Source organism: Georgenia wangjunii (assembly GCF_036421975.1).
Classification (GTDB): Bacteria; Actinomycetota; Actinomycetes; order Actinomycetales; family Actinomycetaceae; genus Georgenia_A; species Georgenia_A wangjunii.
Window position 1 is genome coordinate 449,075 of record NZ_JAZGON010000002.1, and the last position, 16,593, is coordinate 465,667.

12 protein-coding genes and 1 pseudogene are annotated in these 16,593 nt (G+C 74.3%); 9 read left to right on the forward strand and 4 right to left on the reverse strand.

What is annotated here, in order from left to right:
* Positions 1-42 precede the first annotated feature (42 nt).
* Positions 43-981 carry an ROK family glucokinase gene (locus V2J63_RS06000; protein ID WP_331230142.1) on the forward strand — a complete coding sequence of 313 codons (939 nt, stop codon included), beginning with the start codon at positions 43-45 and terminating at the stop codon, positions 979-981.
* Between the two features lie 3 nt (positions 982-984).
* A complete protein-coding gene (locus V2J63_RS06005; protein WP_331230097.1) occupies positions 985-1,416 on the forward strand; it encodes a hypothetical protein in 432 nt (143 codons plus the stop codon).
* A 195-nt stretch (positions 1,417-1,611) separates the two neighbouring features.
* Here V2J63_RS06005 and V2J63_RS06010 read toward each other — a convergent pair whose 3' ends face one another.
* A complete protein-coding gene (locus V2J63_RS06010) occupies positions 1,612-2,112 on the reverse strand; it encodes a hypothetical protein (protein ID WP_331230098.1) in 501 nt (166 codons plus the stop codon).
* Positions 2,113-2,195: 83 nt separating this feature from the next.
* On the opposite strand from V2J63_RS06010, the pseudogene V2J63_RS06015 reads away from it, so the two are divergent.
* The 5 genes and pseudogenes from V2J63_RS06015 to V2J63_RS06035 form a co-directional block, all read left to right on the forward strand.
* A pseudogene (locus tag V2J63_RS06015) lies at positions 2,196-2,960 on the forward strand (lysophospholipid acyltransferase family protein); the annotation flags it as partial.
* 307 nt (positions 2,961-3,267) lie between these two features.
* Positions 3,268-4,494 carry a pyrophosphate--fructose-6-phosphate 1-phosphotransferase gene (locus tag V2J63_RS06020; protein ID WP_331230099.1) on the forward strand — a complete coding sequence of 409 codons (1,227 nt, stop codon included), beginning with the start codon at positions 3,268-3,270 and terminating at the stop codon, positions 4,492-4,494.
* Between the two features lie 488 nt (positions 4,495-4,982).
* Positions 4,983-7,961 carry a beta-N-acetylglucosaminidase domain-containing protein gene (locus tag V2J63_RS06025; protein WP_331230100.1) on the forward strand — a complete coding sequence of 993 codons (2,979 nt, stop codon included), beginning with the start codon at positions 4,983-4,985 and terminating at the stop codon, positions 7,959-7,961.
* A gap of 114 nt (positions 7,962-8,075) precedes the next feature.
* Positions 8,076-9,428, forward strand: a complete 1,353-nt coding sequence (locus V2J63_RS06030) for a class II 3-deoxy-7-phosphoheptulonate synthase (protein WP_331230101.1) — start codon at positions 8,076-8,078, stop codon at positions 9,426-9,428.
* 2 nt (positions 9,429-9,430) lie between these two features.
* Positions 9,431-10,045 carry a molybdopterin-dependent oxidoreductase gene (locus tag V2J63_RS06035; RefSeq protein WP_331230102.1) on the forward strand — a complete coding sequence of 205 codons (615 nt, stop codon included), beginning with the start codon at positions 9,431-9,433 and terminating at the stop codon, positions 10,043-10,045.
* 50 nt (positions 10,046-10,095) lie between these two features.
* Here V2J63_RS06035 and pknB read toward each other — a convergent pair whose 3' ends face one another.
* Both pknB and V2J63_RS06045 read right to left on the reverse strand, forming a co-directional pair.
* Positions 10,096-12,030 carry a Stk1 family PASTA domain-containing Ser/Thr kinase gene (gene pknB, locus V2J63_RS06040; protein ID WP_331230103.1) on the reverse strand — a complete coding sequence of 645 codons (1,935 nt, stop codon included), beginning with the start codon at positions 12,028-12,030 and terminating at the stop codon, positions 10,096-10,098.
* A gap of 107 nt (positions 12,031-12,137) precedes the next feature.
* Positions 12,138-13,439, reverse strand: a complete 1,302-nt coding sequence (locus V2J63_RS06045; protein ID WP_331230104.1) for a lytic transglycosylase — start codon at positions 13,437-13,439, stop codon at positions 12,138-12,140.
* A 155-nt stretch (positions 13,440-13,594) separates the two neighbouring features.
* Here V2J63_RS06045 and V2J63_RS06050 point away from each other — a divergent pair, with 155 nt between their 5' ends.
* Positions 13,595-13,969, forward strand: coding sequence for an Rv2175c family DNA-binding protein (locus tag V2J63_RS06050; RefSeq protein ID WP_331230105.1), 375 nt, complete (start codon positions 13,595-13,597; stop codon positions 13,967-13,969).
* A gap of 76 nt (positions 13,970-14,045) precedes the next feature.
* Here V2J63_RS06050 and V2J63_RS06055 read toward each other — a convergent pair whose 3' ends face one another.
* Positions 14,046-15,137, reverse strand: a complete 1,092-nt coding sequence (locus tag V2J63_RS06055; protein ID WP_331230106.1) for a polyprenyl synthetase family protein — start codon at positions 15,135-15,137, stop codon at positions 14,046-14,048.
* Between the two features lie 136 nt (positions 15,138-15,273).
* Here V2J63_RS06055 and V2J63_RS06060 point away from each other — a divergent pair, with 136 nt between their 5' ends.
* Complete coding sequence (locus V2J63_RS06060; protein ID WP_331230107.1) at positions 15,274-16,518, forward strand: DUF4192 domain-containing protein; 1,245 nt, start codon at positions 15,274-15,276, stop codon at positions 16,516-16,518.
* Positions 16,519-16,593 lie beyond the last annotated feature (75 nt).

Sequence of the window (16,593 nt, forward strand, 5' to 3'; positions counted from 1 at the left end):
TCGTCCCGCGTGGCGACGAAGCACACGAGAGCGGGAGTGTCGATGGAGACGATCGGGGTAGACATCGGGGGGACGAAGATCGCGGCGGGGATCGTCGACGACGAGGGCACGCTGCTCGCGCAGACCCGGCGGGAGACGAACCCTGACGATCCCGCGGCCATCGAGAACGCCGTCATCGCGGCCGTCGCCGAGCTGACCGCGCACGCGCGGGTGGGGGGCGTCGGTGTCGCCGCGGCCGGGTTCATCAGCCCCCGCCGGGACGGCGTCGTCTTCGCGCCCAACATCGCGTGGCGCGACTACCCCCTGCGCGAGCGGCTGGCGCGAGCGATCGACCTGCCCATCGTCATCGAGAACGACGCCAACGCCGCGGGCTGGGCCGAGTTCCGGTTCGGCGCCGCACGCGACGCGCACTCGATGGTCATGCTCACCGTCGGCACCGGCCTCGGCGGGGCGATCGTCATCGACGACCTGCTCGTCCGCGGCGCCTTCGGCGCGGCGGGGGAGATCGGGCACATGCGCGTGGTGCCGGACGGGCACTACTGCGGCTGCGGGCACGAGGGCTGCTGGGAGATGTACGCCTCGGGGAGAGCCCTCACCCGAGCCGCCCGGATGGCACTCGTCACGGACGGCGACCGGGCTGAGCGGCTGCGCGCCCTCGCCGCGGCGTCGGGGACCAAGGTCCGCGGCCAGCACGTGACTGCCGCCGCCCAGGAGGGCGACGAGCTCGCCCTCGAGCTCGTCGCGGACCTCGGCAGGTGGATCGGTGCGGGCATCGCCGACCTCGCCGCCGTCCTCGACCCGGAGATCGTCGTCATCGGCGGGGGTGTGGCCGACGCCGGAGAGATGCTCCTCGAGCCGGCGCGTCGCGCCTTCCTCGCGCAGCTGTCGGCGCGCGGGTTCCGCCCCGAGGCGCAGATCGAGATCGCGCGGCTGGGGAACGAGGCCGGCATCGTCGGCGCCGCTGACCTCGCCCGTCACTGACCCGTGCGCCCCCTCGTCCGCTCACGCGTCACGGCGACCGTCGTGGCGGGCGCCGTCATGGGCCTGGTCGCGGGTTGCGACGGGGGAGCGGTCGTCGAGGCCGGCGACGTCACCGTCCTCGTGTCGGAGCCGCTGGGCTACGGCATGGACGCACTCCTCGTAGGGCGGCTCGAGGTCGTCGGCGGGTGCCTGGGAGCAGGCGGCTCCGTCGTCGTCTGGCCGGAGGGCACGCAGGTGGTGAACGAGGACCCGGTGACGATCAGCATCCCCGGGGAGGGGACCTTCACGGTGGGCGACGACGTGGAGGTCGGGGGCGGCTACGTCCACGAGCCCGGGGCCGGCACCTCGGGGTCCGGGCCCTCCGAGGTCGGTGGGGTGGGTGTGCCCGCGGCGTGCGCCGCGCACGGTGTCTTCCTGGCGTCGCCGGGTCGCTGAGCGCGGTTGCGCGCGCGCCACGCCGGCCGCTGAGCCGCTGCGAGCACGTAACGCGCGGCTGCTGAGCGCTGCGCGGACATCGCGGAGCGTTCCCGGTGAGCGGGACCAAGAGCGGGACCGGGAGCGGGACGAGGCCCACGGCGCGCGGCCAGGACCCGCTCCAGGGCACGACCGGGCCGCGGGGAGTGCCTACGGTCAGACGACCGCGCCGTCGTCGTAGTCGTCGGCGTCGCGGCCGGCGGGCATCTGCCACAGGAGGAGCGCCGAGCCGCCGAGGAGCGCGGCGCCCGAGACGACCCACACGAGGCCCGGGGCGCTGCGCCAGACGACGGCGCACAGCACCATGACGACGATCGACGCCGCGACCGCCGACCATCCGAGCGCGACGACGGGGTGCGCGCCGCTGAGGGGCTCAGGGTCCGGCTGCTGGAACCCGTCGACGAGATCGCGCCCGGGGTCGTCGTCGTCCTCGTCGTCCGGGCCCGGCTCGCGCGGCGAGAAGTCACGCGGGCCGGGGACGGGCGGGGTGTACGCCGCGGGAACGGCCGGGGGGTCGTCCTCCTCGCCCGGCGCGGGCGGCAGGTGCAGCTCGCCGAGCCGTGCGGTGAGGTCCGCCCACTGGGCGGCGATGTCGTCCTCGCGGGGGTCCTCGGCTGCTCCGCCGTCGGTACCGCCGTCGCGGGTAGGTCCTGCCATGCCGAGCACTCTAGAGTGCTCGGTGCAGCCGGACGCCCGGGTGCGGGCGAGACGGCGGAGGTGACTGCGTGTTCTACGGGTTCATGAAGGCGACCCTGGGCTCGGTCCTCCGCGTCTTCTACCAGCCGTGGGTCCGCGGCGCGGAGAACGTGCCGGAGTCCGGCCCCGCGATCCTCGCGAGCAACCACCTCGCCGTCATCGACTCCTTCTTCCTCCCGCTCATGCTGCCGCGCAGCATCGTCTTCCTCGGCAAGCAGGACTACTTCACCGGTCGGGGCGTCAAGGGCAAGGTCGTCGCCTCGTTCATGCGTGGCGTCGGGACGATCCCCGTCGACCGCACCGGGGGCCGGGCCAGCGAGGCCGCCCTCGCCACGGGCGTGCGGCGACTGTCCGAGGGGGGACTCTTCGGGATCTACCCCGAGGGCACTCGCAGCCCCGACGGCCGGCTCTACCGCGGCAAGACCGGCGTCGCGCGGCTCGCGCTCGAGTCCGGCGCCCCCGTCATCCCCGTCGCGATGGTCGGCACCGACATCGCGCAACCGATCGGCAAGCGGATCCCGAGCCTGCACCGCATCGGCATCGTCATCGGCGAGCCGCTCGACTTCAGCCGGTACGCCGGGCTGGAGAACGACCGGTTCGTCCTGCGGTCCATCACCGACGAGATCATGTACGAGATCATGCGGCTGTCCGGCCAGGAGTACGTCGACACCTACGCCGCGACGATGAAGGCCCGCCTGGCGGCGAAGAAGGACGGACCCACCCCCGCCCGGCCCGCGCCTGCGGGGCGCGTCGCTCCCGGCGGCCGGCCCACGCCCGGTGTCGTCGCCCCCGTCCCCACGGACGCCGAGCTCGCCGCCGGCAAGGAGCTCCTCGAGGCCGCCGCGGCTCGCGCCGGCGTCGAGGGCGAGCCGGGCAACGCCGACGGCGTCGCCGGGACGAGCGAGAGCGCCGCCGGCCCGGCACCCGGCCCGGCGACCGGGCCCGCCGCCGGCCCCGAGGGCGGCGCCACGCCGACCGCGCCGACGCGCGGCACTGACGGGCCCGACGGCCCCGGCGACGCCCCGGGGCGCCGTCACTAGACTTGCGCCGGGTGCCGAGGCGCCTGCGTACCCGCGGCCACCCACCGGTGGCCCCTCCCTCAACGAAAGGTTGCCGATGTCGGTCCGTCGTGTCGCCCTGCTCACCGCTGGCGGTTTCGCCCCCTGCCTCTCCTCCGCCGTCGGCGGACTCATCGAGCGGTACACCGAGGTCGCTCCCGACGTCGAGATCATCGCCTACCAGTACGGCTACCACGGCCTGCTCACCGGCACGAAGGTCGTCGTCGACGACGAGGCACGGGCCAAGGCCGGCGTCCTCCACCGCTTCGGCGGCAGCCCCATCGGCAACAGCCGCGTCAAGCTGACGAACGCGAAGAACCTCGTCGAGCGCGGCCTGGTCAAGGAAGGCGACGACCCGCTCAAGGTCGCGGCGGAGCAGCTCCGGGCCGACGGCGTCGACGTCCTCCACACGATCGGGGGCGACGACACGAACACGACGGCGGCGGACCTCGCCGCCTACCTCGAGGCCAACGGCTACCACATGACCGTCGTGGGCCTGCCGAAGACGATCGACAACGACATCGTGCCGATCCGGCAGTCGCTCGGCGCCCTCACGGCCGCCGAGCAGGCGAGCGAGTTCGCCCAGAACATCATCGGTGAGCACCGCTCAAACCCGCGCATGCTCATCGTCCACGAGGTCATGGGCCGGCACTGCGGGTGGCTGACGGCGGCCGCCGCGGCGAAGTACCGCGAGTGGCTCGAGACGCAGGAGTGGGCCCCGAGCATCGGCCTGACGAAGGAGCGGTGGGACATCCACGCCGTCTTCCTGCCCGAGCTGGCGCTCGACCTCGAGGGCGAGGCCGGCCGCCTGCGCGCCGTCATGGATGAGATCGGCAACGTCAACATCTTCCTCTCCGAGGGGGCCGGCGTGCCGGAGATCGTGGCCGAGCTCGAGGCCAAGGGCGAGGAGGTCCAGCGTGACCCGTTCGGCCACGTCAAGCTCGACACGATCAACCCGGGCCAGTGGTTCGCCAAGCAGTTCGCCGAGCTCATCGGCGCCGAGAAGGTCATGGTCCAGAAGAGCGGGTACTTCTCCCGCTCGGCCGCGCCGAACGACGAGGACCTCGCCCTCATCAAGTCGATGACGGACCTCGCCGTGTCCTCGGCCCTCGCGGACGTCTCCGGCGTCATCGGCCACGACGAGGAGAACGGCGACGAGCTGCGCGCCGTCGAGTTCCCGCGCATCGCCGGTGGCAAGTCGTTCGACATCAGCCAGGAGTGGTTCGGCGACCTCATGGGCAAGATCGGCCAGCCGGTCGTCGCGGCGGAGCCTGCCGCGCACTGACCACTCGCTGAGTGGTCCGCACGGGCGAGGGCCCGGGGTACGCACCCCGGGCCCTCGCCCGTTCTCGCCCCGCAGGCCGCGCCGACCTGCACGACAGGCCCTCGGCACGACACAGGCGCCCCTGAACGCCCCGCCTGGCGGCCCGCCCCGGAGGTCGCGCCCGGACGACCACGCAAGGAGGTCGCGCCCGGGACGACCACGCGAGGAGGTCGCGCCCGGGACGACCACGCGAGGAGGTCGCGCCCGGGACGACCACGCGAGGAGGTCGCGCCCGGACGGCCACGCGAGCTCCTTCTCCCTGAGCGAGGCGTCTTCGGGCTGATCCCGGCCGTCTCCCCAGGCGCCCGGTCCGTCGACGTTCGTCTAGAGCCCCGTCCCCGGGGCCACCGGATTTTGACCGCGGGAACGGCACCGCACAGACTGCGAGCGAGAGCCGCAGCCGCCTCCGGCGCCTGCGACCTGCTTGCAGACCGGAAGGAACGCTGTTCATGAAGAGGTCAGTCCTCGCCGCGGGGGTGAGCCTGGCGCTGGCCGGCGCCGGCGCCGTCGCACTGCCGTCGCCAGTCCCGGCGGCCGCCGCCCTGCCCGCACCGGAGGTCGTGCCGACGCCGGCGCAGGCCTCCTACACCGGGGAGTCGGTCGCCCTGCCCACGGCCGTCGAGGTCGTCACGGGCCCCAGCACCGACCCGGCCGCGCTCGGCGCGCTCGTCGAGGTGCTCGGCGTGAACGGCGTCACCGACGTCGACGTGCTCGAGCCGGGCGAGGAGGCCTCCGGTTTCGCCGTCGTCCTCGCCGGTGCGGACGACGCGGCGCTCGTGGGCGCGCTCGGCGCGGCCGACGTCCCCCAGGGCGACGAGTCCTACGCCCTCGCCGTGCGCGAGGACGGCGCCGCCGTCGGCGGACGGGACGGTGCCGGCCAGTTCTACGGCGTCCAGACCCTCGCCCAGCTGGCCGGCACGGTCGACGACGCCGCCCACCTCGCCGTCGCGACGATCGAGGACCACCCGGCGATGTCGCTGCGCGGCACGATCGAGGGCTTCTACGGCGAGCCGTGGACCCACGCCGAGCGCCTCGACCACCTCGACTTCCTCGGGTCCGTCAAGGCGAACACCTACATCTACGCGCCCAAGGACGACCCGTACCACCGCGACCAGTGGCGCGAGCCGTACCCCGCGGAGGAGCTCGCCGAGCTCGGCGAGCTCGTCGCACGCGCGGACGCCAACCACGTCCAGCTGACGTTCGCCGTCTCGCCCGGCGTCTCCATCTGCTACTCCGACCCCGAGCACCGGGCGGACCTCAAGGCCAAGCTCGACTCCATCTACGACCTCGGCGGGCGCTCGTTCTACGTCGCGCTCGACGACATCGCGTACACGAGCTGGAACTGCGCGGGCGACGAGGAGACGTACGGCGCCGCCGGCCGGGCGACCGCGGCGGCGGCCCAGGTCGACCTCCTCAACGACGTGCAGCAGACCTGGGTGGCCGAGCGTGAGGGCGTACGCCCGCTGCAGATGGTCCCCACCGAGTACGGCGACCTCGCGGCCACCGCGTACAAGGACGTCATCCGCGAGACGCTCGACCCCGCCGTCGTCATCCAGTGGACCGGCACCGACGTCGTGCCGCGCTCCATCACGAACGCCGACGCGCAGACGTTCGCCGAGCTGTACGGCCGCAACGCCTTCCTCTGGGACAACTACCCGGTCAACGACTTCGGTGACACCGCGGGCCGTCTCCTCCTCGGGCCGTACGCCTACCGCGACAACGGGCTGTCGGAGCACCTGACGGGCATCGTCTCCAACCCCATGAACCAGCCGCACGCCTCGGACCTCGTCGTCGCGAGCGTCGCGGACTTCGCCTGGAACGACACGGCGTTCGACGCCGAGACCTCCTGGCGCAACGTCATCGCGCTCCTCGCGGGGCACGACGCCCGGCTCGCCGCCTCGCTCGAGGTCTTCGCGGACCTCAACCGGCTCGCGCCCACGTTCGGGTCGCAGCCGTGGCAGCCGCAGGCTCCCGCCCTGGCCGCCGTGGCTCGCGAGTTCTGGGCCGGCTGGGACGCCGGGCAGGGTGGCGACGCCCTCGTCGCCCTGGCGGCCTACGCCGACGAGCTCGCCGCGGCACCCGGGGTCATCCGTGCCTCCGCCGACGCCGGGTTCGTCACGGACGCCGACAACTGGCTCGACGCCGCCGAGCTGTGGGGCGACGCGCTCACGCAGGCCATCGCCTCGATCGAGGCCCGCATGGCCGGGGACGCCGCCGGGGCGGACGAGCTCGCCGCGGCCGCCGAGGCCAGCGCGAGCGCCGCCGCGGACGTCCGCGTGGACCCGCTGCGCAACCGCTGGCCCGCGAGCAGCCGCGTCAAGGTCGGCGACGGGGTCCTCGACGTGCTCGTCGCGGACCTGCTCGAGCTCGGCAGCGAGGACGTGAGCGTCACGGCGCCGCAGCGCGTCCTCATCGACGCCGACGGCGCCGCCCGTGTGCCGGTCACCGTCGCCAACCGTTTCGCCACCGGCGGCACCGGCTTCACGGTGACGCTCGCCGTGTCCGACGGTGCGACCGTCGTCCCGGTCGAGGTCGCCATCGGCGACCTCGCGGTGGGCGAGTCGACGACGACGACCGTCGACGTCACCTGGCCCGGCGCGCCGGCGGCCCGCGCCGTCGTCGTCACCGCGACCGTCGACTGGGAGGCGGGCGAGGCCCCCGTGACGACGACGGTCGAGGTCCCGCTCCAGGCGTCGTGCGCGCGCACCGGCACGAGCCCCGTCGGGGTCCACGGGGTGAGCAGCGAGGAGACCGAGGGCGAGGACGCCGGGGCGGTCAACGCCATCGACGGCGACCCGACGACGTTCTGGCACACCGCGTGGTCGGCCTCCGAGCCCACCCACCCGCACACGATCGACCTCGACCTCGGCGAGGTCACGGACCTGTGCGCGCTCACCTACCAGCCGCGTACGGACGCCAGCAACGGCCAGATCGACGAGTTCGAGGTGTACCTCAGCCGCGACGGCGAGAGCTGGGGCGAGCCCGTCGCCGGCGGGAGCTTCGGCGCCGGGCTCGAGGCGCGCTGGGTGCCGTTCCAGGTGAGCACGGCGCGTTACGTCCGGCTCGTCGCGCTCTCCGAGGTCGAGGGCCGCGCCTGGGCGACGGCGGCGGAGATCACCGTCGACGTCGCGGAGCCCGCCCCGGCGCCGACCGAGGAGCCGACGGAGCACCCGACGCCTGCGCCGACGCAGGAGCCGACGGGCGAGCCGACGCAGGAGCCGACGGACGGCCCGACCGGTGCTCCGACCAACCCGGTCCCAGCGCCGACCGGGGCCCCCGCCCCGACGAGCGGTCCCGGCGGGGACCTGCCGAGCACAGGCGCCGGCGGCGCCGGACCCTACGTGGGCGGCGCCCTCGCTCTGCTCCTCGCCGGCCTGGCCGGAGTCGGCGTCGCGCGACGCCGGGCGCAGACGGGCCCCAGCGCGTAGGGCCGCGTCCCCGCGGTCCGCGCGCCGCACGGGCACGCCGTTCATCGACGGGCCCCCTTCCCACCGGCTGGACCGGTGGGAAGGGGGCCCGTCGCGCTCCCGTATCCTTCCGATGTGAGCGTTCAGGCAGATCCCGAGGTCCTCGCCGGTCTAGAGCGGTGGCGTGCGCTCGACGCCACCCAGCAGCCCGCCTGGCCCGACCCCACCGAGCTCCGGCAGGTGACGGCGGAGCTCGCCGTCGCGCCGCCGCTCGTCTTCGCCGGGGAGGCCGACCACCTGCGTGAGCAGCTGGCCCGCGCCGCCCGTGGCGAGGCGTTCCTGCTTCAGGGCGGCGACTGCGCGGAGACCTTCGCGGAGTCGACGGCGGACAACATCCGGAACAAGATCCGCACCATCCTGCAGATGGCGGTCGTCCTCACGTACGGCGCAAGCCTGCCCATCATCAAGATGGGCCGGATGGCGGGGCAGTACGCCAAGCCCCGCAGCAACGACCTCGAGGAGCGCGCGGGCGTGACGCTGCCCGCCTACCGCGGCGACGCCGTCAACGGCCACGCCTTCACCCCCGAGAGCCGGATCCCGGACCCGCGGCGCCTCATGCGGGCCTACCACTCCTCGGCGACGACCCTCAACCTCATCCGCGCCTTCAGCGGCGGCGGGTTCGCCGACCTGCGCCGCGTCCACGAGTGGAACCGCGGCTTCATGGCGAACCCGGCCTACAAGCGCTACGACGCCATGGCGAACGAGATCGACCGCGCCATCCGGTTCATGGCCGCCGCCGGCGCGGACTTCGACGCCCTGCGCACCGTCGACTTCTACTCCAGCCACGAGGCGCTGCTCCTCGACTACGAACGGGCCATGACGCGGATCGACTCGCGCACCGGCGACCCCTACAACACGTCCGCCCACTTCCTGTGGATCGGTGAGCGCACCCGCGACATCGACGGTGCGCACGTCGACCTCCTCTCCCGGGTTCGCAACCCCATCGGGGTCAAGCTCGGCCCGACGACGACGGCGGACACGGCGCTGGCCCTCATGGACAAGCTCAACCCCGCCGGCGAGCCCGGCCGGCTCACGTTCATCACGCGGATGGGCGCGAACAAGATCCGCGACGTCCTGCCCTCGCTCCTCGAGCGCGTCAGCGCCGAGGGCGGGCCGGTGACGTGGGTGTGCGACCCCATGCACGGCAACACCTTCGCCTCGCCGAGCGGGTACAAGACGCGCCAGTTCGCCACGATCCTCGACGAGGTCGCCGGCTTCTTCGAGTCCCACACCGCTGCGGGCACCGTGCCCGGCGGGCTCCACGTCGAGCTCACCGGCGACGACGTCACCGAGGTCCTCGGCGGCAGCGAGGAGATCGACGAGGGGGCGCTGAGCCGCCGGTACGAGACGCTCGTCGACCCCCGGCTCAACCACCAGCAGTCCCTGGAGATGGCCTTCGCGGTCTCGGAGATGCTCCGGAGCCGCTGAGCATGACCTCCCTGCCGACCGGGCCCGGCGGCATCGAGGTGCCGCCGGAGCGCAGCCTGCCCCCCGGTCAGCACCTCCTGCCCGAGGCGCCGGTCATGCACTACGGACCGGTCCCGCGGCGGCGCCCCGAGCGGTGGCGCTTCACGGTGGGGGGCGCCACCGCGGACGGGCGCGAGCACGCCCTCACCTTCGCGGAGGTGCTCGCCCTGCCGCACGTCGACGTCCTCGCCGACCTGCACTGCTCGACCCGGTGGAGCACGCTCGACGAACGGTGGTCGGGGGTGGCCGCCCGGGCCGTCCTCGAGGCCTTCCCGCCCGCCCCCGGCGTCACGGACGTCGTCGTCTTCGCGGAGTACGGCTACGCGGCCAACGTGCTCGTCGAGGACCTCTCCTCACCGCGCGCGGTGCTGGCGACCCACCACGACGGCGCCGAGCTCACCGACGAGCGCGGCGGGCCGATGCGGCTCGTCGTCCCGCACCTGTACAGCTGGAAAGGCCCCAAGTGGGTCCGGGGCTGGAACTACGTCACGGAGGCGGAGCGGGGCTTCTGGGAGTCGCGCGGGTACCACCTGCGCGGAGACGCCTGGCGCGAGGAGCGGTACTCCTACCAGGAGTAGCGGCGCCTGCTCAGCCTCGGCGGTGGGGCGGACCCGGGACTGTGCCGCCCTCAGACGACGGTGAGGACGATCGTCGTCCCCGGGACCGCCGTCTCGCCGGCGGCGGGCGACATCTGGCGCACCGTGCCGAAGAAACCGCCGAGGACCTCGCGGATCTCGACCTCGAAGCCGGCGCCCTCGAGCTGCTCCGTGGCGGGACCCGCCTGCTGGCCGACGACGTCGGGGATCTCGACCGGTTCCGGGCCGAGGGAGACGACGACCGTCACCTCGTCCCCGCGGTAGAGCTGGACGCCGTCGCCGGGGGAGGGCGTCTGGCTGATGACGCGGCCCACCGCGACGGTGGGGGAGTAGGCCTCCTCGATCACGGGGACGAGCCCCGCGGCGTCGAGGTCGTTCTGAGCCGTCTCGGTGGTGGCCCCGACGACGGAGACGAGCCCGACGGGCTCGCGACCCGCGGAGACGACGAGGTTGATGGTCTGCGTGTGCGGCACGACCTGGCCCGCGGCCGGGTCGGAGGACATGACCGTGCCGGCGGGGACGTCGTCGTTCCACGGCTCGTCGACGGCACCGACCTCGAGGCCGGCCTCGGCGAGCGCAGCGACGGCGGCGTCCTCGTTGAGGTCGGCGACGGTCGGGACCTCCACCATGAGGATGCCCTCGGAGACGCGCACGGTGACGGTGCCGTCGCGACGGACTCGCTCCCCGGGGGCGGGCTCCGCCGCGAAGACCTCGCCGCTCGGGGCGGTGTCGTGGTTCTCCCGCTGGACGTCGATGGCGAGGTCGGCGTCGGTGAGGAGCGCGACCGCGCTGTCCTCGTCCAGCCCGACGATCGCGGGGACGGGCGTGTAGGCGCCCGGTCCGGCCTGGAACCACCAGAACGACCCGCCGACGGCGATCGCGGCGAGCAGGGCGAGAACGACGAGCGCGAAGGTGCGCCGCCGCCGGCGGCGCCTGACCGGGCCGACCTGCTCCCCCTCCGGCGCGGGCAGGGAGATCGCGCCGATGGGGAGCGCGACGGTCCCGTGCCCCGTCCCGACGAGGTCGACGCGCGTGGAGTTCGGGTCGTCCTCGACGTCGGCGGGGCTGTCCGGCGACGGAGCGGCGGGCGCGACGTCGGCGCTGCGGGCGAGGGTCACGTCGTCGAGCTCCGCGCGGGTGCGACGCAGGAGCTCGAGGGCGGCACCAGCGTCCGCGGGACGCTCCTCGAGGTCGCGGGCGGTCAGGGCCCCGACCAGCTCGTCGACCTCGACGGGGAGCCAGCGGACCGCGTCGGAGGGCGCCGGGGTGTCGGAGTGGACGTGCTGGTAGGCGACGCGGATGGGCGCGTCACCGCTGAAGGGCTGCGAGCCGGTGATGAGCTCGTAGAGGAGCACGCCGCACGCGTACACGTCGGCGCGCGCGTCGGCGATGCCGGAGGTGACGATCTCCGGGGCGAGGTAGGCGACGGTGCCGAGGACGGTGCCGGTCGAGGCGGCAGTCGCCTCGGTCACGGCCCGCGCGAGGCCGAAGTCGGCCACCTTGGGCCGTCCCGCTTCCGTCATGAGGACGTTCTCGGGCTTGACGTCGCGGTGGACGAGCCCCGCCCGGTGCGCCGCCGCGAGGGCGTCGAGCACGCCGTCCATGACGTCGAGCGCCTCGCCGACGGCGAGCGCGCCCCGCTCGCGCAGGACGGCACGCAGGTTGGGGCCGTCGACGAACTCCATCGTCAGGTACGTCGTCTCGCCCTCGTAGCCCTGGTCGAAGATCCCGACGATCCCGGGGTGGCTGAGCCGTGCGGCGGCGCGGGCCTCCCGGCGGAAGCGGGCGACGAAGTCCGCACCCTCGGCGAGGTGCGGGTGCATGATCTTGAGCGCGACGGGCCGGTCGAGGCGGCGGTCGACGGCCCGGTAGACCGTGGCCATGCCGCCGCGCGCCACCCGCGAGTGCACCTCGTACCGGCCGTCGACGAGACGGCCGATCATGGGGTCCGAGACGGCGGGCTGCACGGTCCGGAGTCTATGGGGCGCGCACGCCAGGGCCGCCGATGACGACGCCGCGGGACCGGGCGTGTTCTCCCGGTCCCGCGGCGCCGTCACATACCGGCCAGGGCGTCTCAGCGGTACTGCGCCATGAGCGCCTGGATCTTGGCGACGTAGTTGCGCGTGTCCGGGTACATCCCGTTGCGCGTCACGCCGGCGAGCCCCTGGTAGTACCCCGCGATCGCCGTCGCCTGGTTCGGCGCGGCGCGGAGGAGCTGGCGCAGGATCGCCACACCGGCCACGACGTTGTCGTCGGGGTCGAGGAGGTTGAGGTCGCGCCCGACGAGGTCGGACGCCCACTCACCGGAGCTGGGGATGACCTGCATGACGCCGATGGCGTTGGCCGGGGAGACGGCGCGCGCGTCGAACCCGGACTCGGTCTGCGCGACGGCGAGAGCGAGCGCGGGGTCGACGCCCATGCTGCGGGCCGTGCTGGCCACGCGGGCGCGCATCTCGTCCCGGGACGGGACCGGCAGCGACAGGAGCGTCGCCTTGTTGACGTTCGCGGCGCCGACGACGTGCTGGGGGTAGGTGCGCCCGAGGAACGTGTCACCGACGAGGCCGGTCGGCGCCGACGCGCTCGGTGCGCTGGGCGCCGACGGCGCGGATGCCCCGGGGATCGTCAGGCGCTGCCCGACCATGATGAGCGCGCGCGAGTTGAGGCTGTTCGCCGAGACGATCGCCGAGACGGACGTGCCGTAGCGCTTGGCCAGCCCGGAGACGGTCTCGCCGCGGGCGACGGTGTGCGTGCCCGTGGTCGGTGCGCTCGGTGCGGGCGCCGCCGGCGCCGGGGCCGCGGGGGTGCTCGGAGTAGCCGCCGCGGCCCCGGGGATGCTCAGGCGCTGGCCGACGAGGATGAGGGCGCGCGAGTTGAGACTGTTCGCCGAGACGATGGCCGAGACCGACGTGCCGTAGCGCTTGGCCAGCCCGGAGACGGTCTCGCCGCGGGCGACGACGTGGCTGCGGGCCGCCGGAGCCGGCGTGCTCGGTGCCGGTGCAGCGGAGCCCGGGACCGGGATCCGCAGCATCTGCCCGACCCGGATGAGGGCGCGGGAGTCGAGGCGGTTCTCGGCGATGATCGCCTGGATGCTCGCCCCCGTGCGGAGCGCGATGTGGCTGACGGTGTCGCCGGCCTGGACGCGATAGGTCATCGCGACGGGAGCCGTCGGCAGGGACGCCGGCGCCTTGATGCGCGGCAGCGCGAGCGCCGTCGCACCGACGGTGGCCGCCGGGGTCGTCGAGTGCCGGACGGCGGGCGCTGCCGCACCGGCCGGTACGGCCATGGCAGCGACGGTCGTGGCGGCGAGGGCGAACCCCAGGCCAGCGCGTCCGGCGCCCTTGGTCGCCGCGCGGGTGCGCGAGCGGGCCTCGGTCATCGATCCTCCAAAGTGACGAGCGCACGGTGGACCGACGGTGGGGCTGACGGCACCAATGTGACTCGTGGGGTCCATGTTACGAATGTGATCGCGTGTGACCCTAGCGACAAACTGCCGACGGCGTAAAGGCGTAGCGCCTCTCATAGGCTGGGCGCGTGAACGACAACGACATGACATCCGCTGGATGGCTCTCCCTGCCCGAGGTGGCCGAGGCGATCGGCGTGGAGCTGCGCGACGTCCGCAGCATGGTCCGCGAGAGCAGGCTGGCGGGCGTCCGGCGCGGGGAGTCGAACGCCTACGCCGTCCCGGCGGAGTTCATCCGCACGAAGGAGGAGGACCCCGAGGAGCCCGGCCCGCTGCCCGCGCTGCGCGGCACGCTCATCACGCTCGGTGACTCCGGGTACTCCGAGGAGGAGGCCGTCCGCTGGCTCCTGCGCCCGGACGACACCCTCGGCGTCCCGCCGGTGCAGGCGCTGCGAGCCGGACAGATCCACGCCGTCCGGCGGATCGCGCAGGCGCTGGCCTTCTGAGCGGCGTGCCCGGTCCCGGCTAGCGGTGTCCGCTGAGGCCGCTGGCGACCTCCCGACGGGCGGCAGCGGCGCGTCGTCAGGCGGTCCTGGCCGTGATCGCGTCGGCAAGGCGGACGAGCTCCGAGCGCACGGGCTCAGGCAGGTCGACGCCGTCGAGTGCGGCCAGGCCCGCGCTGCACCGCCCGGCGATGAGCTCCTCGTGCGCCGCCACGGCCCCCGACGTGACGAGGATCTCCTGGAGCTCGGCGACCTCGTCGCCCGTCAGGTCGGCCCGCCCGACCTTCTCCCGTAGCCGGTCGCGCCCGGCTGCGCCCGTCCGCGCGAGCGCGAGGGCGAGGAGGACGGTGCGCTTGCCCTCACGCAGGTCGTCGCCCGCGGGCTTGCCGGTGACGGCGGGGTCCCCGAAGACGCCGAGGACGTCGTCGCGCAGCTGGAACGCCTCGCCCAGCGGCATCCCCACGCTGCTGAGCCGGCGGAGGTCGTCCTCTCCCGCCCCGGCGAGCGCCGCCCCGAGGACGAGCGGGTGCTCGACGCTGTACCGGCCTGACTTCGTGCGGATCACCTGAAGGGCGCGCTCGACGGCGTTCTCCTCGGCCTGCGCCCAGGGGAGCGCCTGGGCCCGGACGTCGAGGTACTGCCCGACCGCCACCTCGCTCGTCATGAGGTCCCACACCGCACGGGCCCGTTGCCCGGAGGAGGGACTGACGAGGGCGCGGGCTCGGTCCATCTCCATCGACGACACGACGAGGAGGAGGTCGCCGAGGAGGATGGCACCGGCCTCGCCGTGGTGGTCGCTGTCCCCGGCCCAGCGGGCCTCGGCGTGCTGGGCGGCGAAGCGTCGGTGGACGGCGGGCATGCCGCGGCGCGTGAGCGAGGAGTCCATGACGTCGTCGTGGACGAGGGCGGCGCCCTGGAAGAGCTCGATGGCGCAGCCGGCCAGGACGACAGGTGATCCCTCGGTCGGGGGCTCGGGCGAGAACGCGGACCAGCCGGCCGCGCAGAACTGGGCGCGCAGTCGCTTGCCGCCGGCGAGGAGGTCCCGGGCGGGAGCGAGAAGCTCGTCGAGCGTCTCGCCCAGCGCCGCGAAGGGCGCGGTGTGCTCGGAGAGCGCCTGAGGCACGCGGGTGGAGACAAGCTCTCGGATCGCGGCGGCCGTCGTGGTCGTCATCCCGGAAGCGTAGGGCGCGGAAGGCGGATCGGGCGCGAGATGCCTGCTTCCTCCACACCGCCGGCGCTCCGGTGGTCGTCCACACCGTGCTCTCCGCCGGCGCCGCGGTGGGGTGCCGCGGGTGTGCGATCAGCGCATGGACACAGAGACGGTCTTCAGGATCAGCGAACCCCGCGAGCTCCTCGCGTACATCCCGTACCGCCTGGGCTTCCGCCCACGCGAGTCCCTCGTCCTCCTGAGCCTGCGCCAGCCACGCAACCGGCTGGGTCTCGTCATCCGCGCGGACCTCGTGGACGTCGGGCACGCCGTCGTCGGCCGGCACGTCGCGAACGGCCTCGTCGACCACCTCCGCGCGGACGGCGCGCGGTACGGCGTCGCCGTCGTCTACAGCGAGCACCCGCGGGAGGAGCTCGCCCGGGACCCGCTCGTCGTGCGCGCCCTGCAGAACCTCCGGACCGTCAGTGACTGGTTCGGCCCGCCGGGGCCGTGGGTCGTCGGTCCGCAGGGGTTCGGGTGCTGGGGCGACGGCGTCGAGTGCGATCCCGCTGCGGCACCGTTGCGCGAACTCGAGTCCACCCAGGTCGGGGCGGCGATGGTCCTCCACGGGCGCGCTGTGGTCGAGAACCGCGAGGAGCTTGCCGTCGAGCGGTCGAAGGACGGCCCGCGGCGGCGAGCAGCCGTGCGCGCGGCCAGTGCTGCCCGGCGCCACTACCGGGAGGTGCGCAGGCGGTGCGGCGGTGGGGCACCGGGACCGGGCGCCGCCTTCGGGCCGGCGCGCGGCACCGCCGCCGCCCCGCAGCCGCACGCCGTCCTCGACGAGGCCGCCGCCGGGGCGGGCGAGGTTGTCAAGGGCACGAGATCGCGAGGGGCGGGCCGAGCGTCCGGTGCGGCACAGGCCGAGATGGTGGCGTGGAGGCTGGGCGAGACCGAGCGGTGGGAACGGCTCCTCGCGCTGGCGACGGGTCCGGACGAGCTCCCCGCCGCGGAGCTCGGGCGCATGCTCGTCGGACTGTCCGACGTCGTCGTCCGCGACGCCATCATCCTGTCGATGGTGGGGCCGCTCCCGCCATGGCTCGACCGGGACGAGGCCGCCGCCTGGGCCCTCAGGGCGGTGTTCGAGCCCGGTGGTCCACCACCGCCGGACGAGGCCACCACCCGCGCCGCGTTCGTGCTGCGGGAGACGGCGGCCAACGCGGCGCGCGGGGGCGCGGCCCCTGCCCTCGTCCTGCTCGCCTGGCTCGCGTGGTGGGAGGGGGAGGGGGCGCGGGCCGACGTCCTCGCGCTGCAGTGCCTCGCGGAGCACCCGGGGCACCGGCTGGCCTCGCTCGTGTCCCGGGCGGTCCAGTGCGGCTTGCCACCCGGCTGGGTGAGGCAGGGGTGAGCGCGCCAGCCCCCGTGCCGTCCCCAGGCATCAGGTAGCCTGCGACGAACCGCCGGGCTCCGGCGGATCCGCCGA